Here is a 22,840-nt window from a genome sequence, read left to right on the forward strand (position 1 = left end):
GGAGCGCCGGTATAGGGCTTAGTGGTATATGTCTGTCGGATAGAAGCAGCCTTGGCAGCGTGTCTGGGTGGACACTTCAGTGGCCCCAAAAGTAAGCGGTTGCCTGCGCATGGAGCGCATGTGATCCTTGGCGCTTTTCAATCCGAGGCGTTTATTCCATGCCCATGACTATCCGCATCGCCGCTGCCCTGCTGATTGGCAGCGACGGTCAAACTCTGCTGGTGCGCAAGCGCGGCACCCAGGCGTTCATGCAGCCGGGCGGTAAGATCGACGCCGGCGAACAACCCGCCCAAGCCTTGGCCCGTGAGCTGTTTGAGGAGTTGAACCTGCGCATTGAGCCGAGCGACGCCGTGTACCTGGGCCACTTCTCGGCACCGGCTGCCAATGAGCCGGGGTTTACCGTGCAAGCCGAGCTGTTCCAGGTTCACATCGACGTGGCGGTGATGCCCGCTGCTGAAATCGAAGAAGTGCGCTGGATCGACCCAGCCGGTGATGGCGGCCTGCAACTGGCGCCGTTGACGCGCGATTTGATCCTGCCGTTCTATCGCCAATCGCTGACCTGCGACGCATGATTATTCGCGCGCTTGGGGCCAGTAACGCCGAGGCTTATCGGGCGTTGATGCTTGAAGCCTACGGTGCTTATCCCGAGGCGTTCACCTCCAGCGTGGCGGAGCGCGCCCGGATGCCGTTGAGCTGGTGGGAAAAGCGCCTGGACAACCCGCTGGATCAATTGCTCGGCGCTTTTGAAGGTGAAGTGTTGGCCGGTATTGTCGGCCTGGCCTTCGAGCCGCGTGAGAAGGCGCGCCACAAGGTGACCTTGTTCGGCATGTACGTGAATGGGGCTTACCAGCAAAAAGGCCTGGGCCGCCAGTTGGTGGAGGCGGCACTGGCCGAGGCGCGCAAACATCCGCGCCTTCAAGTGATTCAGCTGACCGTCACTGCCGGTAACGACGCCGCCTTTGCGTTGTACCAGCGCTGCGGCTTTATCCAGTACGGCCTGGAGCCGCTGGCGGTGCGGGTGGGTGAGGAGTATTTCGACAAGATCCACATGTGGCGTGAACTCAACGCTGACTGAAATCCCCGGTGCCCACTCAAGCCAATGTGGGCGTTGGCTTGCCTGCGATGCAGACCCCGCGGTCTGGCTGTAGCACCGCGGCGATGCCGTCCCAGCATAGGTATGTACACGGCTTTCAACGGCCGTCACATTCCTCCGTGGCGAGCGGGCTCGTCGCACCGCCCGCGTTGGGCTGTGTAGCAGCCCTCAGTAAAGACACTGAGATGTTCCTGATAAACCTCAGCGCCTGTTTTAGGGCCGCTACGCAGCCCAACGCGGGGCAAGCCCTAATGCCGTTCAGTTAAGCGAACGCAATGCCCAAAGCAGCGAAGATTAAATGTGGGAGCGGGCTTGCCCGCGATGACGTCGGCCCAGCAAACATTGATGTTGACTGACTCACCGCTTTCGCGGGCAAGTCGAATCGTCGCACCGCCGCTCCCACAGGGGATCTGCGCTTAACTGAACGGCATTAGGGCAAGCCCGCTCGCCACAACAAGCTCGCCTGCTACAGATTCTGCGTTCAACCTATGGCTATCGCAGGCAAGCCAGCTCCCACAGGTTGATCGGTGTTGTCTAACGCACGGCGCTGACGCCGTCCAACGTCGAAAACGACGTGTCCTTGGCCGTCAGCAAAAAGTCGCGCATGTACGGCGCGTCCAGCATGTCCGCACGAATCCCCGCATACAACGTCGCAAACAAACCTTTCTCGCCCAACCGCTTGGCCTTCACGTACCCGCGCGAGCTGTATTCATGCAGCGCCCAATGTGGCATGCCGCATACGCCACGGCCGCTGGCCACCAGTTGCATCATCATCACCGTGAGTTCCGAGGTGCGAACCTGGGCCGGTTCCACATCGGCCGGTTCCAGGAAGCGGGTGAAAATGTCCAGGCGGTCGCGCTCCACCGGGTAGGTAATCAGGGTTTCGGTGAGCAGGTCTTCGGGCAGGATGTACGACTTGTTCGCCAGCGCGTGCTGGTTGGCCACGGCCAGCATGGCTTCGTAGGTGAACAACGGCACATAGGTGATGCCCGGCAGTTCCAGCGGGTCGGAGGTCACCACCAGGTCCAGGTCGCCCCGCGCCAGCGCCGGCAGTGGGGCGAAGGCGAAACCGGATGCCAGGTCCAGCTCGACTTCCGGCCAGGCATCGCGGAACTGGTCGATGGTCGGCATCAGCCACTGGAAGCAGCTGTGGCATTCGATCGCCATGTGCAGGCGCCCAGCGGTACCGCCGGCCAAGCGTGCAATGTCACGCTCGGCGCCCCGTAGCAGCGGCAGGGTGGCGTCGGCCAATTGCAGCAGCCGCAAACCGGCGCTGGTGAAACGCAGCGGTTTGGTCTTGCGCACGAACAATTGCATGCCCAGGCGTTCTTCCAGTTCCTTGAACTGGTGGGACAGCGCCGACTGCGTCAGGTGCAGGCGCTCGGCGGCTTCCACCAGGCTGTCGGCTTCGCGCAGGGCATGCAGGGTCTTGAGGTGGCGGATTTCCAGCACGGCGGCCTCCATGAATAAATTTTGTGCTCAATGATAAAGCATTGAACATTATTCATGTTGGCCACGGTGCCATTCGGATTATGTCCGTGGCAGGAAGTGCTTCTCGGCGATGGGGGCGTGTTGTCGACGCGGTACCCAATGGTTGCCTGGGGATCGAGTTCGATGGTTGAAAACAAGGTTTGCTGGTGGTCGAGCAGCCAGCGCTCCATGTCTATGCGCTGGGCGAAACACCTCCAGGCAGGCGCTTGGTCGGCAGGTACAAACGTTGGCTGACTGGCGGATTGCCGTCGCGTGTCAGCACCCAGGCCCCGGGCAGGGTGAGCGTGCTGGCCGTGGCAAGCGTGAGGAAAATTTGCTCCGCATAATCCTTGTGCCCTTCAGGCCCAGGCGTAGGCGGATGAAAAAGAGCAAGTAGCGGTTGGAGTGCAGGTGTCTGCACGTTTCCTTGGGCCAGCAGCGTCAGGCCGGACGCTTCGAAGTGGATTTTATAGCGTTCGCCGGCTTTGGCACGCCATGACAGGGGAGAGTGAGTGGCCCGCTGGGTCCAAAGGTAGCGTCGCCAGTTGTCCTTGATCGCTTGCTCCAGGTTCAGTGTCTTGAGCTCATCAAACAGTATGGCCCGCGTGTAATTCGTCAATCGGTGGTGGGGCGGCAAATAGAGGGTTTTGCCTTCGAGTATTTGCCGCGGGTCTAGGGTGGGACGCTGTTGCTGGTAAAGGCAGGCCTCGGTCATGGACAACCGGGATGCCCCACGTTTGCCGGTGGCAAAAAATTTCACCCCAGTGCGTTCGCCATCCAGTTGCAAGTGTTCTTGGAGCCTCTGGTTGATGGTGTTGCGTACCGATGGGGTGCCCGCCATCAGCTCGCGCATTTGCAGGCAGCAGCCTTGCCAGCGTTGCGTGCTTGGGTGTCGGTCATGGTGGAGGCTCATTCATTTAAACAATGATTACAGAGCGATCGCCATGCCCCAGGGTGGGATGTAACTATCGGACGACCGTTGAGCGGCCTTCATCAAACTGTCACGTAACCGTGGCAGCGCGCTTGAACAAACTTCATCAGACTCGCGCTCTACTGGGGTTCTGCGTTTCGGTGTTTTTCATGCGCGTGTTGCTTTTACTGGCCGCTCTATTAGTCGGCCTGCCGTCTTTTGCGGCGTCTCGATGTGATGTCAATGTTCCGACCCAAACGGTCGACCTGGCTCAGGTGAGCATCGCTTACCAGAGCATCGGCCGTGCGTCCGACCCTGCCTTGTTGCTGGTGATGGGCCTGGGCGGGCAGTTGATCCACTGGCCGGATGAAGTCGTGGTGGCCTTGTGCGAACAAGGTTTTCGGGTGATTCGCTACGACAACCGTGACGTTGGCCTATCGACTTGGCGTCAGGCACCGGCCAGCGCCAACCTGACCTTTGAAGTGCTGCGCTACAAGCTCGGCCTGCCGGTAGCGGCGCCGTATACGCTGACCGACATGGCCGACGATGCCTTGGGGCTGATGGACGCCTTGCAGATCCGCCAATTCCACGTGCTGGGTGCGAGCATGGGCGGCATGATCGCCCAGCACCTGGCGGCCATGGCGCCGCAACGGGTCGAGAGCCTGACCCTGATCATGACCAGCTCCGGCGCCGAAGGCCTGCCGGCGCCCAATGCGGCGTTGGTGCAGTTGTTGTCGCGGCGCAGTGCACCCAACCGTGAGGTGGCGCTGGAGCAACAGGCCGACCTGCTGGCGGCGTTGGGCAGCCCGAATGTGAAAGATGATCGCCAGGTGTTGCTGCATCAGGCGGCGCTGTCCTACGACCGCGCTTTCAACCCGGAGGGGGTCAAGCGCCAGATCATGGCGATCCTCGCCGAGCCCAGCCGCGTGCCGTTGCTCAACCAGTTGCGCGTGCCGACGTTGGTGGTGCATGGCACCGCCGACCCGTTGCTGCCGGTGATGCACGGCGTGCACTTGGCTGCGCATATCCAGGGCAGCCAGTTGAAGTTGATTCCCGGCTTGGCGCATCGTTTTCAGGAGGCGTTCAAGGCGCCGTTGCTGGCGGCGGTGTTGCCGTACCTGCAAGCCCACCGCGAAGATGCCGCGCATTGGGCGCAGATTGACTTGGGGCAGCCTTCGAAGGTGTTGTGAAGTTGGTGTATCGTGCAACTTTTGCGGCACATTAATGCCAGCGAGGTTGCCTACCATGAGTACTCCCCTGAAAATCGATTTCGTCAGCGACGTGTCTTGCCCCTGGTGCATTATCGGCCTGCGTGGGTTGACCGAGGCGTTGGACCAGTTGGGCGCTGAGGTGCAGGCTGAGATTCATTTTCAGCCGTTTGAGCTGAATCCGAATATGCCTGCGATTGGGCAGAACATTGTTGAGCACATTACTGAGAAATACGGCTCCACTGCTGAGGAATCGCAGGCTAACCGTGCGCGTATTCGTGACATGGGGGCGGCGTTGGGCTTTGCTTTTCGCAATGACGGTCAGAGCCGTATCTACAACACCTTTGATGCGCATCGTCTGCTGCATTGGGCGGGGTTGGAGGGGTTGCAGTACAACCTTAAGGAAGCGCTGTTCAAGGCTTACTTCACTGATGGGCAGGATCCGTCCGACCATGCGACTTTGGCGATTATTGCTGAAGGTGTTGGGTTGGATATCAAGCGTGCTGCTGAGATTTTGGCCAGCGATGAATATGCGGCAGAAGTGCGTGAGCAGGAGCAGCTGTGGATTTCTCGGGGGGTGACTTCGGTGCCGACGATTGTGTTTAACGATCAGTATGCGGTGAGTGGGGGGCAGCCGGCTGAGGCTTTTGTTGGGGCGATTCGGCAGATTATCAGTGAGGCTAAGGGCTGATGGTTTCGTTTGGTGGTTTGAGTACATATCCGTTGCTGCGGTAACGGCCACCTAGGGTTCCGCTCTTACAGCGGGTCACTTTTGGAAGGACCCAAAAGTAACCAAAAGGTCCTCGCCCCACCACTCGGCACCTCGCTTAGGCTCGGTGTGCCCTCACTCCGGCTTGAATCCGTGGGCCGCCGCGATGGGCCATCCTTGGCCCAGCGCGGCTAACCCGGCGTCCTGCCGGGTTACCCACGGATTCAAGCCTGCGTTCGGCCAGCGTGGTTAACGGGGCGTCTCAGATCAAGATCAAGATCAAGATCAAGATCAAGATCAAAAGCAAGAGCACGGCGGCCTAGTAGCCGACCTGAGTGGTTGAAGCAAAAGCAGGGCAAAAGCACAGCAGCACACTCTCTGTCTGATGTACCGAGATCCAATTGTGGGAGCGGGCTTGCTCGCGAATGCGGTGGGTCAGTCAGCTTATTTGTAACTGAACCACCGCATTCGTGAGCAAGCCCGCCCCCACAGTTTTGACCGAGTTCAGATGCCAGTACCGCAGTGCTCTGCTTTTCTGTGGGAGCTGGCTTGAGTTCAGCTTCCAAGTTCAGGTCGGCTGTCAGGCCGCCTCGGCTTTGCTTTTGATTTGCTTCAACCACTCAGGTCGGCTACTAGGCCGCCGTGCTCTTGATCTGCTTTTGATCTTGATCTTAGGCGCCCCGTTAAACCACGCTGGCCGAACGCAGGCTTTGGAGCGTGGGTAAACCGGCAGGACGCCGGGTTAGCCGCGATGGGCCAAGGATGGCCCATGGCGGCGGCCCACGGTCCAAAGCCGGAGTGAGGGCACACCGAGCCTAAGCGAGGTGCCGAGTGGTGGGGCAAGAGCGTTTTGCTTACTTTTGCGCTTTTCAAAAGTGAGCCGCTGTAAGAGCGGAACCCATATCAGCCGTTACCTAAATAACGGATATGTACCCAGCCACCAGCCACCAACATCCAGCCCTTCAATCAAACTTGTAACTGATCGCCGTCTGCACCTGTCCCTGATTCACATTACCCGTCTCTTTGACGATGGTGCTGTTGGCCGCCGACCCCACCAAGTGCGTCCAACTGGCGCTGGCCAACAACGACCAATGCGTCGCCAGCGGAAATTCAAAACTCTGGGTCAACGTCAGGTTCTGGAACCCCGCACTGGCGTTATAGGCGCGAATACCCGAAGCCGCAGACTCCTTGTCATCAACACCAAAAAAGGCCTGCGTCTGACGAGCATCGGCAAAGTGCGCCATCAGCCCGGTGCTGCCGATGATGCCGCCACCGAGCGGGTAGCCCAGCTCGCCGCCGAGTTTGCCCAGCACACCACTGTGATCACGGCTGCCGCCCACCGCTTGGCCGACCTGCGCATACACACGCCAAAACTCAGCCGGTGCGTATTGAATGAAACCCCCGACCTCCGCCATATCCGGTACATCGCGCAACCCGCGCAGTGAGCCATTGGCCGTGCGGCCCGGCAGGTAGTTGATGTACGGGCCGGCAGTGATGCCATTGGTATTGAGCGCGCTCCAAGTCAGGCCGTCGTCGGTACCCAGGCTGACATTGCCCCAGTCCAGGTCGAAGTAGGGAATCGGCTGGGTTTCGTAGCGGCTGCCAGTGGGGTCGTGGGGTTGGTAGCTGACGCCTGCGCCCACTTCGCCGGTAATGCCTTCGGCGGCTGCCGAGCTGGAAAAGCTCCACAGCCCAAGCAAGCCGGCGAATACAGCAGAAGTAACCTTGACCATGGAGCGTTTCCTTATCTGAACTTGCGCGCATTCACGCGCGAAGGGCATCCCTGACGCAAGCACTCATCTTGTTTGTAGCAAGCTACAAAAATTGTAGCTCCTGCGACACATTTTACCCGCAGTAACGGCCAAAGCCCCAGCCCCGCTGGGCTTTAACCAGTTGGCACAGTCCCTGCTATATCCCTGTAGCAAGCGCATTTAGCGCGCTCCTCTTCAAGCCCTCCAACTCAAGGACAGGCAATGATCCAGTGGCATATCGTGTGCGACTTCGACGGGACCATCACCCCCACCGACGTCATCGACAACGTCCTCCAACGCTTCGCAGGCGAAGAGTGGGAAACCATCGAACAGGAATGGCTGGATGGGCATATCGGTTCACGCGAATGCCTGAGCCGCCAACTGGCGCTGATCAAGGCGACCCCGGCTGAACTGCTGGCGTACTTCGACAGCGTTGAGATCGACCCGGACTTCCCGGACTTCGTCGATCACGTCATGGGCCTGGGCGCGACCATCGAAGTGGTCAGCGACGGCATCGAACAAGGCATCGCGCGCATCTTGTCGCGCAACTACGTGACCTTGCTGCCGATCCTCGCCAACCGCTTGCGCCAGGTCGACCAGAACAGCTGGCGCATCGACTTCCCGTATTCCAGCGATGCCTGCCGTGCCGCTTCCGGCAACTGCAAGTGCAAATCCACCCCGCGCAACAAGCGCGTGCTGGTGATCGGCGACGGCAAGTCCGACATGTGCGTGGCCTCCACCGCTGACTTCGTCTTTGCCAAAGGCAGCCTGGCCGACTACTGCGAAACCAACAACATTCCTCACGCGCGCTTCGACACTTTCGCCGAAGTGACCGCATTGCTGGCCAAGCTGCCTCAGGGCATCGCCGCCAACGCTGGCAGCTTTACTGCCGACCTCTCTATTGAAAATCAGGAACTCTTCCACCATGTCTGATATCCGTATCGCCACTGCCGAAGACCAGATCCTTCTGGATAAAGAAGCCAAGTACTGCTCCTACGGCGACACCGTTCACTACATCGAGCCGCCGCGTATTTTCAGCCGTTGCGAAGGCTCCTACGTGTGGGACACCGAAGACCAGGCCTACCTCGACCTGCAAATGTGGTACTCGGCGGTTAACTTCGGTTACGCCAACCCGCGCCTGAACAACGCACTGAAACAGCAGATCGACACCCTCCCGCAAATCGCCAGCCAGTACCTGCACAAAGGCAAGATCGAGCTGTCGGAAATGATCGCGGTCGACGCCAAGAAAAAATTCGGCCTCGACGGTCGTGTGCACTTCAACGTTGGCGGTTCGCAGTCCATCGAAGACTCGTTGAAAGTGGTGCGTAACGCCTCCAACGGCAAGAGCCTGATGTTCGCCTTCGAAGGCGGCTACCACGGCCGTACCCTCGGCGCCTCGTCGATCACCTCGAGCTTCCGCTACCGTCGCCGCTATGGCCACTTCGGCGAGCGCGCCAACTTCATCCCGTTCCCGTACCACTTCCGTGGCCCCAAAGGCATGACCAAGGAAGAATACGGCAGCCACTGCGTGCAGCAGTTCGCCCGTTTGTTCGAGACTGAATACAACGGCGTGTGGGACCCGAAAACCAACCAGTGCGAGTACGCAGCCTTCTACGTCGAGCCGATCCAGGGCACCGGTGGCTACGTGATTCCGCCGATGAACTTCTACCGCGAACTCAAGCACGTGCTGGACCAGCACGGCATCTTGATGGTGTCGGACGAAATCCAGATGGGCTTCTACCGTACCGGCAAGCTGTGGTCGATCGAGCACTTCGACGTGCAGCCGGACGTGATCGTCTTCGGCAAGGCGCTGACCAACGGCCTGAACCCGCTGGGCGGCATCTGGGCGCGTGAAGAGTTGATCAACCCGAAGATCTTCCCACCAGGTTCGACCCACTCCACCTTCGCCTCCAACCCACTGGGTACGGCGGTCGGTTTGGAAATGTTCAAGATGACCAGCGAAGTCGACTACGGCGCAATGGTCATGGCCAAGGGCAAATACTTCCTGGAAGGTCTGCAAGACCTGCAGAAACGTTTCCCGATCATCGGCGATGTCGACGGCCTGGGCCTGGCCCTGCGCTGCGAAATCTGTGGCCCGGATGGTTTCACCCCGGACAAGGCGACCCTGGACTACATGGTCGAGGAAGGCATGAAGGGCGACATGGTCGTGGATGGCCAGAAACTCGGCTTGATCCTCGACGTGGGCGGCTACTACAAAAACGTCATCACCCTGGCACCGTCGCTGGAAATCAGCTACCCGGAAATCGACCTGGGCTTGAAGCTGCTCGAGCAACTGCTGGTGCGAGCGACAAAACGGTGAGTACTTCCGGGTTCGACCTCGGCGAAGGTGATGCCGGCTTCGTTCTCGGTGAAGGTCCGGTCGGGATCCTGTTGATCCACGGCCTGACCGGCACCCCGACGGAATTGCGTCAGGTGGCAAAAGGGCTGGCCAAAGCGGGTAACTGCACGGTGTACGTGCCCACCCTGGCCGGGCATTGCGGTGACAACAGTGACCTGCAGGCCACCGGCTGGCTGGACTGGTACGAAGGCGTGCGCAAGACCTTCGTACAGGTCAAGCAACGCCACGAGCAGGTGTTTGTCGGTGGCTTGTCCATGGGCGCGGTGATGTCGATGTACGTGGCCGCCGAGCACCCTGGCCAAGTCGCCGGGCTGTTGATGTATTCCACCACCTTGAAGTACGACGGTTGGAGCATTCACAAGCTGGCGTTCCTGACGCCGTTGCTGATGAAGATTCCCTTCGGCGTGCACATCTGCCGCTTTGAAGAAAAGCCGCCTTACGGCATCAAGAACGAGCGCCTGCGGGCCATCGTCGAGCGCCAGATGAAGGAAGGCGAGAGCAGCGAGGCCGGCTTGCTGACCATGGAGGGCATCACGGTGCGCGAGTTGCACCGCATGAACGCCGTGGTCAAGAAGCGCATGCCCGAGATCAAGGTGCCGGCCCTGGTGTTGCACTCCATCGAGGACGACATCACCAGCCGCTGGAACGCCGACTACGTGGAACGCCACTTGGGCGGCCCCGTGACCAAGATTTTGTTGGACAACTGCTACCACATGATCACCGTCGACCTGCAATACCGCCGGGTGATTGAGTTGAGCGCTGAGTTTGTCGAGCAACACGCCGAGGCTATCCAGGCACCCGTAGACTATCGGCAGCGGGCATAAGCCTAAGGACGCGACGTGATCACCGCCCAAGCCTTTTCAACCATCCGGGCCATCCAGCGCAGTGCCTGGAACGACTGTTTTCCCGGAGCTCTGGAGGATTGGGATTTTTACGTCGCCGTGGAAAACGCCGCCATCGATGATTTCAAATGGCGTTACCTGGCTGTATACGACGATGAAACGCTGGTGGCCGTCGCCGCCGCGTTCATCACCCATTATCGCCTCGACACCACGGTGTCGGGCGCCGGTAAGCGCTTTACCGAGCGCCTGGAGCGACTGTGGCCGGGTGTTTTGCGTTTGCAGTTGTATGCCATCGGCTCTCCGGTGGCCGAGCGTTGCGATGCGGGAATTGCCAGTAGCGTTCCTGAGGGGCAGCGCCCGCTGTTGATCAAGCACTTGCTTGAGGCTGCACGCCAGGATGCCCACGCATTTGGGATTGGCCTGGTGGCGGTCAAGGACGTGCCGACCAAAGACCCGCACTGGGCGGCGAGCTGCCGCGCTGCGGGATTTCAAACTATGCCCAGCTTGCCCAGCGGTTTGCTGACGGTGCCTTACGGTTCGGTGGACGCCTACCTGGGCTCGTTGTGCAAATCGACCCGCAAGGACCTGCGCCGTAAACTGCGTGCGCCGGGACCGCGCGTGGAGTGGCGGCATAATATCGATGACGTGCTGCCTGAGGTGATGCGCCTATACGAGGCCACGCTCAGCCGCGCCGATTTGCAATTCGAACGCCTGCCGGCCACTTACTTCACCGGCGTCCTCGAACGGCTTGAAGGGCGTGCGGTCTGTGTTTTGTATTGGGTGGACGAGCGTCTGGTGGCGTTCAACCTGATCCTGTTGGACCAGCACCGTTTGATCGACAAGTTTTTCGGGCATGACATGCAATTCAGTCGCGAATACAGCTTGTACTTCAGATACTGGCTGACCAATGTCGGCTATTGTATTGCGCACAATATTCCCGTGTACGAGTGCGGTCAGGACGGGTACGCGAGCAAGCTGCGCCTGGGTTGCGAGTTCCGGGGCAACAGTATGTTCTTCCGTCACCGTAACCGGCTGGTCAATGGCCTGCTCAAACTCGTGAAAATGTACATAAGACCGGATCGTTCCGACCCTGCCATGGCTGCTGCGATAAGCGAAACCTGATGATCACCAAAACCCGCCAGAAAGCCCGCCCCTTTGCCATTTCGCGCTGGAGCGTCCAGCGCAAGCTGGTGCTGGCGTTCTGGCTGGTCAGCGTCATTCCCACCATGATCGCCGCCGAGCTGGCCGCGACCACGCTGTCGCAGATTTTCGACAGCAACGTGCGCATCTGGCTGCAAGAGTCGACCAAGATCGTCAAGGACGAGATTGGCGATATCCTTCATGACAACGCGCGCATGGCCAAGCTGTTCATGCGCTACACCAGCCCGCCTTCGAGCCGGCAGGCTGCCAAGCATGACCGACTCACGGCCGACATTGCCCAGGCCACGGATATAGACGTGGTCTCGCTGATTCGCGTGAGTGACCACAAGATCGTGTTCAGCACGGCGCCTGACGATGTCGTCAAGCAGATCAGCCTGACCAGCAATGCGGTGCTGCAAACCATCCAGGTAGCCGGCGTGAATACGGGCCTGGTGGTCTCGACGTTCGAAAGCAACCAGGAAGGCGTCGACTACGTATTGTTGGTGGCCACTTACCTGGACAGCAGCTTCCTCACCAGCGTGGCCGATGTGCACTCCCTCGACCTGCGCCTGTACCTGGCCAACCCGTCGGGCTTTAACGAAATCTTCTCGACCCAACGGTTCGAAAATCACCCCTCGCGCATCCCCAAGGATGTCGAGACGGCGATGCGCAGCACCAAGCAGCCGAGCGAGCAGTTCACCAACAATTACAGCGGTTTGTACTGGCCGATCTTCAATGACGCCGGCGAACTGCAAGGCGTGATCTTCAGCGGCCTGCTGCGTCACACCAGCCTGGTGGGGCTGGTGAACCAGAGCAACCTGTTCGTGCTGATTTTCCTGCTCAGCTCGGCGCTGTCCCTGGGCGCCGGTGTGCTGGTGTCACGGCGCCTGACCAAGCCGCTGCGCGATTTGTCTCAAGGCGTGGGGGCAGTGATCTCGGGCAATTACGAGCACCGCGTGTTGGTCACCGGCGGCGATGAGCTGGCCCAACTGAGCAGCACCTTCAACCACATGACCGAGCGCCTGGGCGAGTTGCATCACCTTGAAGCCCAGTTGCGCCGCCGCGACCGGCTGCACGCCCTGGGCGAAGTTGCCATGGGCCTGGCCCACGAAATCCGCAACCCGCTGGGCATTATCAAGACCGCCACCCAGTTGTTGCACCGTCGCGCTGACTTGCCGGAAACCGACAAGCGCCACTTGGAATACGTGATCAGCGAGGTCAGCCGCATCAACGACCTGATCACCGAATTCCTCGATTTCGCAAAGCCCAACCCGCCGTTGCGCGTGTTGCAGGCAGTGCGCCCGCTGGTGGAGGAAATACTCGGCTTTTGCGGCCCGGAACTGGCCACCCATAACATCGACGCGCACATCGATGATCAGGCGCCCGGTGCGACCATCTATGCCGATGCCAAGCAGCTCAAGCAGGCGTGCCTCAACCTGATTCTCAACGCCATCGATGCGATGCCCGAAGGCGGGCGCCTGACCCTGGGCATTCGCAGCGTGGGCGGCAACACGGTGATCAGCATCGCCGACACCGGCCAAGGCATCCCGGTGGATATGGTCGAGCGGATCTTCACGCCATTCGTCACCACCAAGGCCTCGGGCACAGGCTTAGGCCTGGCAAAAGTCTATTCGATCATGGAGAGTCACGACGGCAGCATTGAATGTGCCAGTGAGAAAGATGCCGGCGCCACCTTCAGCCTGTACATTCCGGCCCACGGTGAAGACGACGGCGACGATGAGGAAGGTCATGACGCATAACGTATTGGTAGTCGACGACGAGCCCAAGCTCTGCGACTTGCTGTCCTCGGCCTTGAGCCAGAACGGCATTCAGGTATTCACCGCGAGCAACGGCCTGCACGCACTCAAGGTGCTGGAGCAGGAAGACATCGACCTGGTGATCAGTGACTGGCGCATGCCGGGCATGGACGGGCCGGCGCTGCTGGCTGAGATCAAGGTGCGTTTTCCAGAACTGCCGGTGATCGTGATGACCGCCTATAGCACGGTAAAGAACGCTGTGCAGTCGATGCGCAACGGCGCCTATGACTACATCGCTAAGCCGTTCGACATCGACGAGCTGGACATCACCGTGGCCAAGGCCTTGCAGTTTCGCGACATCATGCGCGACAACGCGCGGCTGCGTGCCGAGCTTGACCACCATGCGCAGTTCGACAGCCTGGTGGGCGACAGCCCGGCGTTTCGCCAGGTGCTGCACGCAATCGACTCGGTGCGTGACAGCAACGCGACCATCCTGCTGACTGGCGAAAGCGGCACCGGCAAGGAAATGGTCGCCCGCGCTATCCACAAGCACGGCAGCCGCGCCGACAAGCCGTTCGTGGCGGTTAATTGCGCGGCCATCCCCGACGGTTTACTGGAAAGCGAGATGTTCGGCCATCGCAAAGGCGCGTTCACCGGCGCCGTGGCGGACCGGGTCGGGCGCTTTATGCAGGCCGACAAGGGCACGCTGTTCCTTGATGAAGTGGGGGATATGCCCCTGGCCTTGCAGGCCAAGATTCTGCGCGCCTTGCAGGAGCGGGTGATCGAGCCGGTGGGCGACCCGCGTGAGCGTAAGGTGGATGTGCGAGTGATCGCCGCCACCAATAAAAACCTGCTGGACGCGGTGGCCAATAAAGAATTTCGCGAAGACCTGTATTACCGCCTCAACGTGTTCCCGATCCCGCTGCCGGCCCTGCGCGAACGCGCCGAGGACATCGTGCCGCTGGCCCGACACTTTGCCCAGACCCTGAGCGCCACCGCCGGCAAACGCGTCACTGGCTTCAGCCCTGAGGCGTTGCAGGCCATGGCGGCCTACAGCTGGCCGGGGAACATTCGTGAACTGCAGAACTGTGTGGAGCGCGCGACCATTGTGGCGGCATCGCCTGTGATCGAAGACATTGACCTGCCGGCGTATCTGTTTGCGTCCAGGCCTGCTGGAGATGGCGTTACGGCGCTGCTGGGTGACAACCCGAGCGTGCCTGCGGACCTGGACGCGGCGCTGGCAGAAGTCGAGAAAACCTACATTCTGGCGGCGTTGAATGAGAGCAACGGCGTGCAGGCGGCGGCTGCGGCTAAGATCGGGATTTCCGAGAGGAGCTTTTGGTATCGGTTGAAGAAGTTGGGGATTCAGGTCGACAAGATCGTGCGCTGATTTTCCAGGCATCCCATCATTGTTCTAAATGTGGGAGCTGGCTTGCCTGCGATAGCCATAGGTTTCTACGCAACTCGGGGTTGGGTAGATATGGGTACATATCCGTTGCAGCGGTAACGGCTACCTAGGGTTCCGCTCTTACAGCGGGTCACTTTTGGAAAAGAGCCCCAAAAGTAACCAAAAGGGCTCTTGCCCCACCACTCGGTGCCTCGCTTAGGCTCGGCATGCCCGCACGCAGGCTTGAATCCGTGGGCCGCCGCCATGGGCCATCCTTGGCCCATCGCGGCTAACCCGGCGTCCTGCCGGGTTACCCACGGATTCAAGCCTGCGTGCGGCCAGCGTGGTTTAACGGGGCGCCTCAGATCAAGATCAACAGCAAGAGCACGGCGGCCTAGTAGCCGACCTGAGTGGTTGAAGCAAAAGCAGAGCACCACCCTATCTAGCTGATGTAATGAGATCCCAATGTGGGAGCGAGTTCGGCTGCCAGCACCGCAGTGCTCTGCTTTTCTGTGGGAGCTGGCTTGCCTGCGATGGCATCAACTCGGTGTACTTGATAGACCGAGGTGTCTGCATCGCAGGCAAGCCAGCTCCCACATTTGATTGAGTTTCAGCCTCCAAGATCAGGTCGGCTGTCAGGCCGCCTCGGCCGTGCTTTTGATCTAACCACTCAGGTCGGCTACTAGGCCGCCGTGCTCTTGCTGTTGATCTTGATCTGCTTTTGATTTTGATCTTAGGCGCCCCGTTAAACCACGCTGGCCGAACGCAGGCTTTGGAGCGGGGGTAAACCGGCAGGACGCCGGTTTAGCCGCGATGGGCCAAGGATGGCCCATGGCGGCGGCCCCCGCTCCAAAGCCGGAGTGAGGGCACACCGAGCCGGAGGCGAGGTGCCGAGTGGTGGGGCAAGAGCGTTTTGCTTACTTTTGCGCTTTTCAAAAGTGAGCCGCTGTAAGAGCGGAACCCATATCAGCCATCACCCAAATAACGGATATGTACCCAGCGACCCCGCGATAACCACATCAGGTATGGAAGCGCACCCACACACTCACCAACACCGTCGCCGCCATCAACCACGCCACCGCCGCCACGGCGAGTGAGGCTTCCAGGCGCATCCGGTCGACCATCACATACAACGTCGCCAAATACACAAAATACGGAATGATCGACCACATCCCAAACACGATGGTGGTCTTCAAATCCTCCACCGAACGGCCCTTACCGACGATGTAATGCGCAATCAACGCAAAGGTCGGAAACAACGGTACTAACCCTGCGATGTAATAGTTTTTGGTCTTGGCCAACGCCGCCAAGATCAGCACCACTGCCGCGCCAATGGCGGCCTTCAGGAGTAGATCCATCAGTGACTCAACCCATATTTTTTGACCTTGTCGAACAGGGTGGTCTTGGCCATGCCCAGTTCCTGGCTGGCCTGGGTCAGGTTGCCACCGCTGCGTTGCAGGGCATCCACCAGCAGGTTGCGCTCGAAGGCTTCCACGGCTTCAGTAAAGGCCAGGCCATGGTTGACGGTGCCGTTGCCGGTTTTCTTGAAGGCCGGCAAGCCCAAGGCGAAGCGCTCGGCCACGTTGCGCAGTTCACGCACGTTGCCTGGCCAGTCATGGCTCATCAGCGTTGAAACGGTCTGGTTGTCCAGCTCCGGCGCGGTGCGGTCGAAACGCAAAGAGGACTGCTGCAGGAAGTGTTCGAATAATTGCAGGATGTCTTCGCGGCGCTCGCGCAGGGGCGGCAGTTCCAGGGTTACCACGTTGAGGCGGTAGTAAAGGTCGCTGCGAAATTGGCTGGCGCGGCTCAGCTCGTCGAGGTCGGATTTGGTGGCGGCGATCACCCGGCAATCCACCGCCACGCTCTGGTTCGAGCCCAGGCGTTCGAGGGTGCGTTCCTGCAACACCCGCAGCAATTTGATCTGCAGGTTGATCGGCATGCTTTCCACTTCATCGAGAAACAGCGTGCCCTCGTGGGCATGCTCTATTTTGCCGATGCGCCGCTTGCCGGCGCCGGTAAAGGCGTTGGCTTCGTGGCCGAATATCTCGCTTTCGAATAGGTTCTCCGGCAGGCCGCCGCAGTTCAAGGCGACGAACTGGTGGGAATGGCGCCGGCTGAAGTCATGCAGGCAGCGTGCAACCAATTCCTTGCCGGTGCCGGTTTCGCCTTCGATCAGCACGTTGGCCGATGTGTCGGCGACGTTGGCGATCAGTTCGCGCAGGTTCTGCATGGCCGGCGAGCGGCCGATGATGCGGCCTTCCAAGGAATCGCGTTCGGCCAATTGGCGGCGTAAAGACCACACTTCTCTCGCCAACCCGCGTTGCTCCAGGGCGCGGCGCGCCACGTCGACCAGGCGCTCGGGGGAGAAGGGTTTCTCCATGAAATCGTAGGCACCGTTACGCATGGCGCCGACGGCCATCGAGATATCGCCATGCCCGGTGATCAGCACCACCGGCAGGCTTTTATCCAAGGCCTTGAGGCGTGTCAGCAGTTCCAGGCCATCGATGCCCGGCAGGCGAATATCGCTGATGACGATGCCGGCGAAGTTCTCGCCGATGCGCTTGAGCGCTTCTTCGGCACTGCCCACGCCCACGCTGGGAATGTCTTCCAGCGCCAGCGCCTGTTGGCAGCCGAGCAGCACATGGGGGTCGTCTTCGACGATTAGAACGGTGAGGTCGTCTTTTGCGGCTGTCGTGTCTGTATTCATGTCGACTCAGCTTTTTTGAGCGCCCACCAACGGCAGGCACAAGACAAAGGCAGTACCACCACTGGCTGGGTGTTCCACGGCAAGGTTGCCGCCGGTGGCCGCCGCGAGGCTGGCGGAAAGGGTCAGGCCCAGCCCCAGGCCTTGTTCGCCGGGTTTGGTGGTGAAGAACGGTTCGAATAAATGTTTGCGCGTTTCGGGGTCGATACCATGGCCGTTGTCACGCACGCGCAGGCGGTATTTGCCCTCAAACACGTGGCCATCCAACCACAGTTCGGGCGCAGGTTGGGCCTGCATCGCGTCTAGCGCATTGCCGATCAGGTTGACCAGGATCTGTTCCAGGCGCGTCTGGTCGATCTGCAAGTGGGCGTTGGCGAAGTCGCGGTGCACGGTCAGCGGCAGGCTGTCGAGGCGGGCACTGAGCACCTGGAACGTTGCGTCCACGGCTTTACCGAGGTTGGCTTCGCCCTGGTCATCGCCGCGCCGGGCAAAGGAGCGCAGGCTGGCGGTGATGCGGCCCATGCGGTCGATCAGTTCGTTGATGGTCTTGAGGTTAGCGCTGGCGGTGTCGAGGGCGCCACGTTCGAGGAAACGTACGGTGTTGCCCGACAGCGTGCGCAGCGCCGCCAGTGGCTGGTTCAATTCATGGGCGATGCTGGTCGACATCTGGCCGATGGCTGCCAGCTTACCGGCCTGCACCAGCTCATCCTGGGCGCGGCGCAGGGTTTCTTCGGCCTGGCGCCGTTCACGGATCTGGCCCTTGAGTCGTTCGTTGCTGGCGCGCAGGTCGCTGGTGCGTTCGGCAATTCTGCGTTCCAGCTGGCTGTTGGCTTCCTGCAAGGCTTCCCGTGCGGCGAGGCGGGTGGCGATGACCTTGCGCCGCTCGTTCCAAGCGATCAGCAAAAACGCGACCAGGCCAAATGCGACGGCCACCAGAATGCCCTGGTTGATCGCCGCTCGGCGCAGGTCATTGAGCGGGGTCAGCAGGGTGAAATTCCACGGTGTGTCGTAGAGCGGGCGGGTTTGTGCGAGGTAGCTGACCTCGTGGTCGTCGTTGACCACTTCACTGTTGGCCAGGAAGGTCAGCTTCTCGGTGCCTTCATTCAGACGTTCACGGGCCAGGGGCTCCAGCTCGTTCAGCGTCGCCCAGTAATATTGCAGGCTGTGGGCCAGGCGTTCCTTGGTGTCATCGCTCAGTGGGCGTACGGCCTTGAGCCGGCGCGCCGGGTCGCTGGAGAGGATGATGATGCCGTTCTCGTCGCTCACAAAGGCTTCGAGGCGCGCACGCTGCCAGCGTTCCTCAAGGGCTTCGAGGCGCACCTTGACCACGGCAACACCGATGATCTTGCCGTGTTCTTCCAGGCCGTGGGCCAGGTAGTAGCCGGGTTCGCCGTTGGTGCTGCCAATGCCATAGAAGCGCCCCGGCTGGCCGCGTACGGCATTTTGGAAATAGGCGCGGAAGGACAGGTCTTCACCCTGGTAACTGTCGGCATCGCGCCAGTTACTGGTGGCCAGCACCCGGCCGGTGGTGTCCATCACATAGATAGCCCGGCTGCGACTGCGTCGGTTCAGGCCTTCGAGGTAACCGTTGACGGTTTTGCGGGTTTCCTGGCTCGGGTCGGCCAGCAGCGTGGAGACGCTGGACTCCAATTCCAGGAGGCTGGGCAGGTAGGTGTATTTGCTCAGTTCGCTTTCGACGGTGCGCGCGTGCAGCTCCAACTGGCGTTCGCCGTTGTCACTGAGGGTGCGGATGCCATAGTACTCACTGACCCAGAAGCCGATATAACCCAAGCCGATCATCAGGGCGATGATCAACGGCGGCAGGAACAGTTGGCGAATCAGACGAGGTTTCACGGCAAGTGATGGCGGTGCGGCGCGAAATTGGTTGGGGTCGCATTTCATCACAGATGCCTTGGGTCAACCAGAGCTTGCCAGCCCTGGCACGGACCTGTTTGTGTGGGAGCCTGGCTTTTGTGGGAGCCGGGCTTGCCCGCGATGCAGACGCCTCGGTATCACAGGGGCACCGAGGTGATGCCATCGCAGGCAAGCCAGCTCCCACACAGGCCCGCTCCCATATGGGCGCGGTTTCCACAGTGGAAGCTATATAGGGCTTAGTGCTGCAGGATTTTCTCAAGGAAGTGCTGCGCGCGTTCGGAGCGGGCGCTGATGTCGCCGAAGAACTCCTCTTTCGGGCAGTCTTCGATGATCTTGCCGGCGTCCATGAAGATCACGCGGTCGGCCACTTTGCGGGCGAAGCCCATTTCGTGGGTCACGCACATCATGGTCATGCCTTCCTGGGCCAGTTGCACCATCACGTCGAGCACTTCGTTGACCATTTCCGGGTCGAGCGCCGAGGTCGGTTCGTCGAACAGCATGACGATCGGGTCCATGGCCAGGGCGCGGGCAATCGCCACCCGTTGTTGCTGGCCGCCGGACAGCTGGCCCGGGTGCTTGTGGGCATGCGCCGACAGGCCCACGCGCTCAAGCAGTTGCAGGCCTTTCTTGGTGGCTTCTTCCTTGCTGCGGCCGAGCACCTTGATCTGCGCGATGGTCAGGTTTTCGGTGATGGTCAGGTGCGGGAACAGTTCGAAGTGCTGGAACACCATGCCCACGCGCGAGCGCAGTTTCGGCAGGTTGGTCTTCGGGTCGGCGATGGACGTGCCATCCACCACCACGTCGCCTTTCTGGAACGGTTCCAGCGCGTTGACGCACTTGATCAAGGTGGATTTACCCGAGCCAGACGGCCCGCACACCACGATCACTTCGCCTTTTTTAACCTCGGTGCTGCAATCGGTCAGCACCTGGAAGTCGCCATACCACTTGTTGATATTCTTGATAGAGATCATACGGCAAACCTTTTTTGCATACGCTTGACCAGCAGCGAGGCGGAAAAGCTGATGATGAAGTAGACGACACCGGCGAAGATCAGGAACTCATTGGAGCGGCCAATGATGTCGCCGTTGGAGCGGGCGGAGTTGAGGAAGTCCACGAGGCCCACGGTGTAAACCAGCGAGGTGTCCTGGAACAGGATGATCGACTGTTGCAGCAGCAACGGGGTCATCTTGCGGAACGCCTGGGGCAGGATGATCAGACGCATGGTCTGGCTATAGGTCATGCCCATCGCTTGTGCGGCGGCCATCTGGCCCTTGGGGATCGACTGCACGCCGGCCCGCACGATCTCACAGAAGTACGCGGCTTCGAACATCATGAAGGCCACGACGCAGGATGCGAACGCACCGATCGGAGTGTCTTCGCCGGTGATCCAGCGCAGCACGAACGGCACCGCCAGGTAGAACCAGGTGATCACCAGCAGCAGCGGGATCGAACGGAAGTAGTTCACATAAGCGCCGGCCAGGCGCGACATGAGTTTGCTGGACGACAGGCGCATCAGCGCGAGGATCGTACCCAGCGCGATGCCGCCGACCACGCCCATGACCATCAACTGCAAGGTCATGACCATGCCGTTCCACAGGCCGGGAATGGCGGGGATGATACCGCTGAAATCGAGTTCCATTATTTACCCCCCACAGAGATCAGGCCGGGCACGGCAACTTTCTTCTCGACCACGCGCATCAGCAACATCAGGCTCATGTTCAGGGTGAAATAGATCAGTGTGGCCAGGGTGAAGGCTTCAAACAGGTTGGCCGAGAACTCGGCGGTCTGTTTGGTTTGCGCCAGCAACTCCATCAAGCCGATCAAGGACGCCACAGAGGAGTTCTTGAACACGTTGAGGAATTCCGAGGTAAGCGGCGGAATAATGATGCGGTAGGCCTGGGGCAGCAGCACATTCCAGTAGATCTGCGGCAGCTTGAAACCCATGGCGCGTGCCGCCGATTCCTGGCCACGTGGCAGCGCCTGGATACCGGTACGCACTTGTTCGCACACACGGGCGGCGGTGAACAGGCCCAGGCACACGACAACGCTCAGGTAGGCCGAAGTGGTGGGGTTGAGGTCTTGTTTGTACCAGTCCTGCAGGTTTTGCGGCAGCAGATCGGGTATCAGGAAGTACCAGATAAACAGCTGAACCAGCAGCGGCACGTTACGAAACAGTTCCACATAGCAGGTCGCGATGCCCGATACGATGCGGTTTGGCACGGTGCGCATGACGCCCAGAATGGACCCCAGCAACAAGGCGATAATCCATGCCACGACAGCGATGGCAATGGTCCAGCCCAAACCGGCGATGTACCAGTCGAGATAAGTCTCGCTGCCCACGCCAGTGGACTTGAAGAACACGCCCCAGTCCCAGTTGTAATTCATTAGGGTCTCCCCTCAAGATCGATCAATGTACAAGCACCTGCCTGGGGAGATCCTTTCCCGCCTGGCGTTGAACGCCGGGCACACGCGATCGGCTCGAAAACCGCCAGGTCGAGTGTTCCAAAATTAAAGCCAGCAGGTAGTAACAGACGCCTGAGGGAGGGTTGGCTCCCTCAGGACATAAGCTTAGTCAGGTATCAGATTTTTACATCAGGCGCTGGTTTGTCGCTTGGGTTAGCGATCAGCTCCTTAACCTTTTCGCTCATCGGGAAGTTCAGGTTCAGGCCTTTTGGTGGAATCGGGCTCTCAAACCATTTGCTGTAGATCTTGTTGATCTCGCCGGACTTGTACAGGGCGACGATGGCGTCATCCACGGCTTTCTTGAAGTCTGGGTCGCCTTTGCGAACCATGCACGCGTAGGCTTCGAAGGACTGTGGAGTACCGGTGATGACCCAGTCGTCCGGCTTCTTGGCCTTGGCTTCTTCACCGGCCAGCAGGGCGTCGTCCATCATGAAGGCGACGGCGCGGCCGCTTTCCAGCATCTGGAAGGATTCGCCGTGGTCTTTGGCGGAGATGACGTTCATGCCCATCTGCTTGTCGGCGTTCATCGCTTTGATGATGCGCTCGGACGTGGTGCCGGCGGTGGTCACGACGTTTTTGCCTTTCAGGTCGGCGAAGTCAGCGTAGGACGGCTTGCCATCCTTGTCTTTCTTGACCAGCAGACGGGTGCCGATTTCGAAGATGTTGACGGTGAAATCAACTTGCTGGGCGCGTTCGGCGTTGTTGGTGGTGGAGCCGCACTCGAGGTCCGCGGTGCCGTTCTGGATCAGCGGGATACGGGTTTGCGAGGTGACCAGGTTGTACTTGGTCTTCAGGTCGGGTTTGTTCAGGTCTTTTTTCAGGGCTTCAATGACAGCCAACTGAACGTCGTGGGAGTAGCCCACGGGTTTGCCCGAGGCATCCGCGATGTAGGAAAACGGAATGGAGCTGTCGCGGTGAGCGAGAGTGATGGTGCCGGAGTCGTTGATTTTCTTCAGTGTGCCGGTGAGTTCGGCGGCGAAAACTGGAGTGCTGATCAGAGCAGCAGCGATAGCTGCGCCCAAGATATGGGGAACGATGCGCATCAATACTTCCTCGACATTTGTTTTTTTTATGAAGCCGGCTAAACGGCTCTCTTTTGTACAGCGAATGCCCGTGACGGCTCCTGAAGCGTCGCAAGCAATCGTCAGGGAGTGTAGAGCATGAGTCGTGCC

General features: G+C 60.0%; 20 protein-coding genes. 10 read left to right on the top strand and 10 right to left on the bottom strand.

The genetic code is table 11. The annotated features are described in order from the left end of the window. Positions 1 to 158: 158 nt before the first annotated feature. Entirely contained in the window at positions 159 to 572 is a 414-nt protein-coding gene (locus tag K0P33_RS07280) for an NUDIX domain-containing protein (protein ID WP_094950912.1), read from the top strand. Next, a complete protein-coding gene (locus K0P33_RS07285; RefSeq protein WP_242154656.1) occupies positions 569 to 1,075 on the top strand; it encodes a GNAT family N-acetyltransferase in 507 nt (168 codons plus the stop codon). Before K0P33_RS07280 ends, K0P33_RS07285 begins: the two co-directional genes overlap by 4 nt. A gap of 552 nt (positions 1,076 to 1,627) precedes the next feature. Here K0P33_RS07285 and metR read toward each other — a convergent pair. Both metR and K0P33_RS07295 read right to left on the bottom strand, forming a co-directional pair. Next, positions 1,628 to 2,545 (bottom strand): transcriptional regulator MetR, encoded by a 918-nt coding sequence (gene metR / locus K0P33_RS07290; protein WP_242154658.1) that lies wholly within the window; start codon positions 2,543 to 2,545, stop codon positions 1,628 to 1,630. 211 nt (positions 2,546 to 2,756) lie between these two features. Beyond that, positions 2,757 to 3,416: a hypothetical protein gene (locus K0P33_RS07295; protein ID WP_242154659.1), complete on the bottom strand. Its 660-nt coding sequence runs from the start codon at positions 3,414 to 3,416 to the stop codon at positions 2,757 to 2,759. Between the two features lie 227 nt (positions 3,417 to 3,643). Here K0P33_RS07295 and K0P33_RS07300 point away from each other — a divergent pair, with 227 nt between their 5' ends. Continuing rightward, a complete protein-coding gene (locus K0P33_RS07300; RefSeq protein ID WP_094950909.1) occupies positions 3,644 to 4,663 on the top strand; it encodes an alpha/beta hydrolase in 1,020 nt (339 codons plus the stop codon). A gap of 55 nt (positions 4,664 to 4,718) precedes the next feature. Further along, positions 4,719 to 5,372, top strand: a complete 654-nt coding sequence (locus K0P33_RS07305) for a DsbA family oxidoreductase (RefSeq protein ID WP_242154661.1) — start codon at positions 4,719 to 4,721, stop codon at positions 5,370 to 5,372. A 980-nt stretch (positions 5,373 to 6,352) separates the two neighbouring features. Here K0P33_RS07305 and K0P33_RS07310 read toward each other — a convergent pair. Further along, complete coding sequence (locus K0P33_RS07310) at positions 6,353 to 7,123, bottom strand: MipA/OmpV family protein (protein WP_242154663.1); 771 nt, start codon at positions 7,121 to 7,123, stop codon at positions 6,353 to 6,355. A gap of 240 nt (positions 7,124 to 7,363) precedes the next feature. Here K0P33_RS07310 and K0P33_RS07315 point away from each other — a divergent pair, with 240 nt between their 5' ends. From K0P33_RS07315 to K0P33_RS07340, 6 genes are read left to right on the top strand one after another with little or no spacing between them, the layout of a single operon-like run. Next, a complete protein-coding gene (locus K0P33_RS07315; RefSeq protein ID WP_094953700.1) occupies positions 7,364 to 8,074 on the top strand; it encodes an MtnX-like HAD-IB family phosphatase in 711 nt (236 codons plus the stop codon). Continuing rightward, positions 8,067 to 9,461 carry an aminotransferase class III-fold pyridoxal phosphate-dependent enzyme gene (locus K0P33_RS07320; RefSeq protein ID WP_083359925.1) on the top strand — a complete coding sequence of 465 codons (1,395 nt, stop codon included), beginning with the start codon at positions 8,067 to 8,069 and terminating at the stop codon, positions 9,459 to 9,461. Before K0P33_RS07315 ends, K0P33_RS07320 begins: the two co-directional genes overlap by 8 nt. Then, positions 9,458 to 10,324 carry an alpha/beta fold hydrolase gene (locus tag K0P33_RS07325; RefSeq protein WP_094953701.1) on the top strand — a complete coding sequence of 289 codons (867 nt, stop codon included), beginning with the start codon at positions 9,458 to 9,460 and terminating at the stop codon, positions 10,322 to 10,324. The genes K0P33_RS07320 and K0P33_RS07325 overlap by 4 nt, the downstream gene beginning before the upstream one ends. A gap of 15 nt (positions 10,325 to 10,339) precedes the next feature. Next, positions 10,340 to 11,464: a GNAT family N-acetyltransferase gene (locus K0P33_RS07330; protein WP_242154665.1), complete on the top strand. Its 1,125-nt coding sequence runs from the start codon at positions 10,340 to 10,342 to the stop codon at positions 11,462 to 11,464. Further along, on the top strand, positions 11,464 to 13,242 hold the full coding sequence (locus K0P33_RS07335) for a HAMP domain-containing sensor histidine kinase (RefSeq protein WP_242154667.1): 1,779 nt from the start codon (positions 11,464 to 11,466) through the stop codon (positions 13,240 to 13,242). The genes K0P33_RS07330 and K0P33_RS07335 overlap by 1 nt, the downstream gene beginning before the upstream one ends. Then, on the top strand, positions 13,232 to 14,629 hold the full coding sequence (locus K0P33_RS07340; RefSeq protein WP_094953704.1) for a sigma-54 dependent transcriptional regulator: 1,398 nt from the start codon (positions 13,232 to 13,234) through the stop codon (positions 14,627 to 14,629). The genes K0P33_RS07335 and K0P33_RS07340 overlap by 11 nt, the downstream gene beginning before the upstream one ends. A 1,016-nt stretch (positions 14,630 to 15,645) precedes the next feature. Here the strand turns inward: K0P33_RS07340 and K0P33_RS07345 are convergent. The 7 genes from K0P33_RS07345 to K0P33_RS07375 all read right to left on the bottom strand — a co-directional run bounded on the left by K0P33_RS07345 (position 15,646) and on the right by K0P33_RS07375 (position 22,711). Next, entirely contained in the window at positions 15,646 to 15,984 is a 339-nt protein-coding gene (locus K0P33_RS07345; RefSeq protein ID WP_094953455.1) for a GlpM family protein, read from the bottom strand. Beyond that, positions 15,984 to 17,333: a sigma-54 dependent transcriptional regulator gene (locus K0P33_RS07350; protein WP_094953454.1), complete on the bottom strand. Its 1,350-nt coding sequence runs from the start codon at positions 17,331 to 17,333 to the stop codon at positions 15,984 to 15,986. The genes K0P33_RS07345 and K0P33_RS07350 overlap by 1 nt, the downstream gene beginning before the upstream one ends. 6 nt (positions 17,334 to 17,339) lie before the next feature. Beyond that, positions 17,340 to 19,232, bottom strand: a complete 1,893-nt coding sequence (locus K0P33_RS07355; protein WP_242154669.1) for an ATP-binding protein — start codon at positions 19,230 to 19,232, stop codon at positions 17,340 to 17,342. Positions 19,233 to 19,441: 209 nt separating this feature from the next. Beyond that, positions 19,442 to 20,176, bottom strand: coding sequence for an amino acid ABC transporter ATP-binding protein (locus K0P33_RS07360; protein WP_003208734.1), 735 nt, complete (start codon positions 20,174 to 20,176; stop codon positions 19,442 to 19,444). Continuing rightward, positions 20,173 to 20,844 carry an ABC transporter permease subunit gene (locus K0P33_RS07365; protein WP_094953452.1) on the bottom strand — a complete coding sequence of 224 codons (672 nt, stop codon included), beginning with the start codon at positions 20,842 to 20,844 and terminating at the stop codon, positions 20,173 to 20,175. Before K0P33_RS07365 ends, K0P33_RS07360 begins: the two co-directional genes overlap by 4 nt. Beyond that, on the bottom strand, positions 20,844 to 21,590 hold the full coding sequence (locus K0P33_RS07370) for an amino acid ABC transporter permease (RefSeq protein WP_003208731.1): 747 nt from the start codon (positions 21,588 to 21,590) through the stop codon (positions 20,844 to 20,846). The genes K0P33_RS07365 and K0P33_RS07370 overlap by 1 nt, the downstream gene beginning before the upstream one ends. Before the next feature lie 194 nt (positions 21,591 to 21,784). Continuing rightward, entirely contained in the window at positions 21,785 to 22,711 is a 927-nt protein-coding gene (locus K0P33_RS07375; protein ID WP_094953451.1) for a glutamate/aspartate ABC transporter substrate-binding protein, read from the bottom strand. Positions 22,712 to 22,840: the final 129 nt, after the last annotated feature.

This window comes from Pseudomonas sp. ArH3a (assembly GCF_022648765.1).
Classification (GTDB): domain Bacteria; phylum Pseudomonadota; class Gammaproteobacteria; order Pseudomonadales; family Pseudomonadaceae; genus Aquipseudomonas.

Bases quoted from the DNA above. Each gene is read 5' to 3' on its own strand.
- K0P33_RS07340 (WP_094953704.1), top strand. From the start codon at position 13,232: ATGACGCATAACGTATTGGTAGTCGACGACGAGCCCAAGCTCTGCGAC.
- K0P33_RS07370 (WP_003208731.1), bottom strand. From the start codon at position 21,590: ATGAATTACAACTGGGACTGGGGCGTGTTCTTCAAGTCCACTGGCGTG.
- K0P33_RS07335 (WP_242154667.1), top strand. From the start codon at position 11,464: ATGATCACCAAAACCCGCCAGAAAGCCCGCCCCTTTGCCATTTCGCGC.
- K0P33_RS07355 (WP_242154669.1), bottom strand. From the start codon at position 19,232: ATGAAATGCGACCCCAACCAATTTCGCGCCGCACCGCCATCACTTGCC.
- K0P33_RS07375 (WP_094953451.1), bottom strand. From the start codon at position 22,711: ATGCGCATCGTTCCCCATATCTTGGGCGCAGCTATCGCTGCTGCTCTG.
- K0P33_RS07305 (WP_242154661.1), top strand. From the start codon at position 4,719: ATGAGTACTCCCCTGAAAATCGATTTCGTCAGCGACGTGTCTTGCCCC.
- K0P33_RS07285 (WP_242154656.1), top strand. From the start codon at position 569: ATGATTATTCGCGCGCTTGGGGCCAGTAACGCCGAGGCTTATCGGGCG.
- K0P33_RS07345 (WP_094953455.1), bottom strand. From the start codon at position 15,984: ATGGATCTACTCCTGAAGGCCGCCATTGGCGCGGCAGTGGTGCTGATC.
- K0P33_RS07350 (WP_094953454.1), bottom strand. From the start codon at position 17,333: ATGAATACAGACACGACAGCCGCAAAAGACGACCTCACCGTTCTAATC.
- K0P33_RS07360 (WP_003208734.1), bottom strand. From the start codon at position 20,176: ATGATCTCTATCAAGAATATCAACAAGTGGTATGGCGACTTCCAGGTG.
- K0P33_RS07315 (WP_094953700.1), top strand. From the start codon at position 7,364: ATGATCCAGTGGCATATCGTGTGCGACTTCGACGGGACCATCACCCCC.
- K0P33_RS07295 (WP_242154659.1), bottom strand. From the start codon at position 3,416: ATGCGCGAGCTGATGGCGGGCACCCCATCGGTACGCAACACCATCAAC.
- K0P33_RS07310 (WP_242154663.1), bottom strand. From the start codon at position 7,123: ATGGTCAAGGTTACTTCTGCTGTATTCGCCGGCTTGCTTGGGCTGTGG.
- K0P33_RS07365 (WP_094953452.1), bottom strand. From the start codon at position 20,844: ATGGAACTCGATTTCAGCGGTATCATCCCCGCCATTCCCGGCCTGTGG.
- K0P33_RS07300 (WP_094950909.1), top strand. From the start codon at position 3,644: ATGCGCGTGTTGCTTTTACTGGCCGCTCTATTAGTCGGCCTGCCGTCT.
- K0P33_RS07280 (WP_094950912.1), top strand. From the start codon at position 159: ATGCCCATGACTATCCGCATCGCCGCTGCCCTGCTGATTGGCAGCGAC.
- K0P33_RS07320 (WP_083359925.1), top strand. From the start codon at position 8,067: ATGTCTGATATCCGTATCGCCACTGCCGAAGACCAGATCCTTCTGGAT.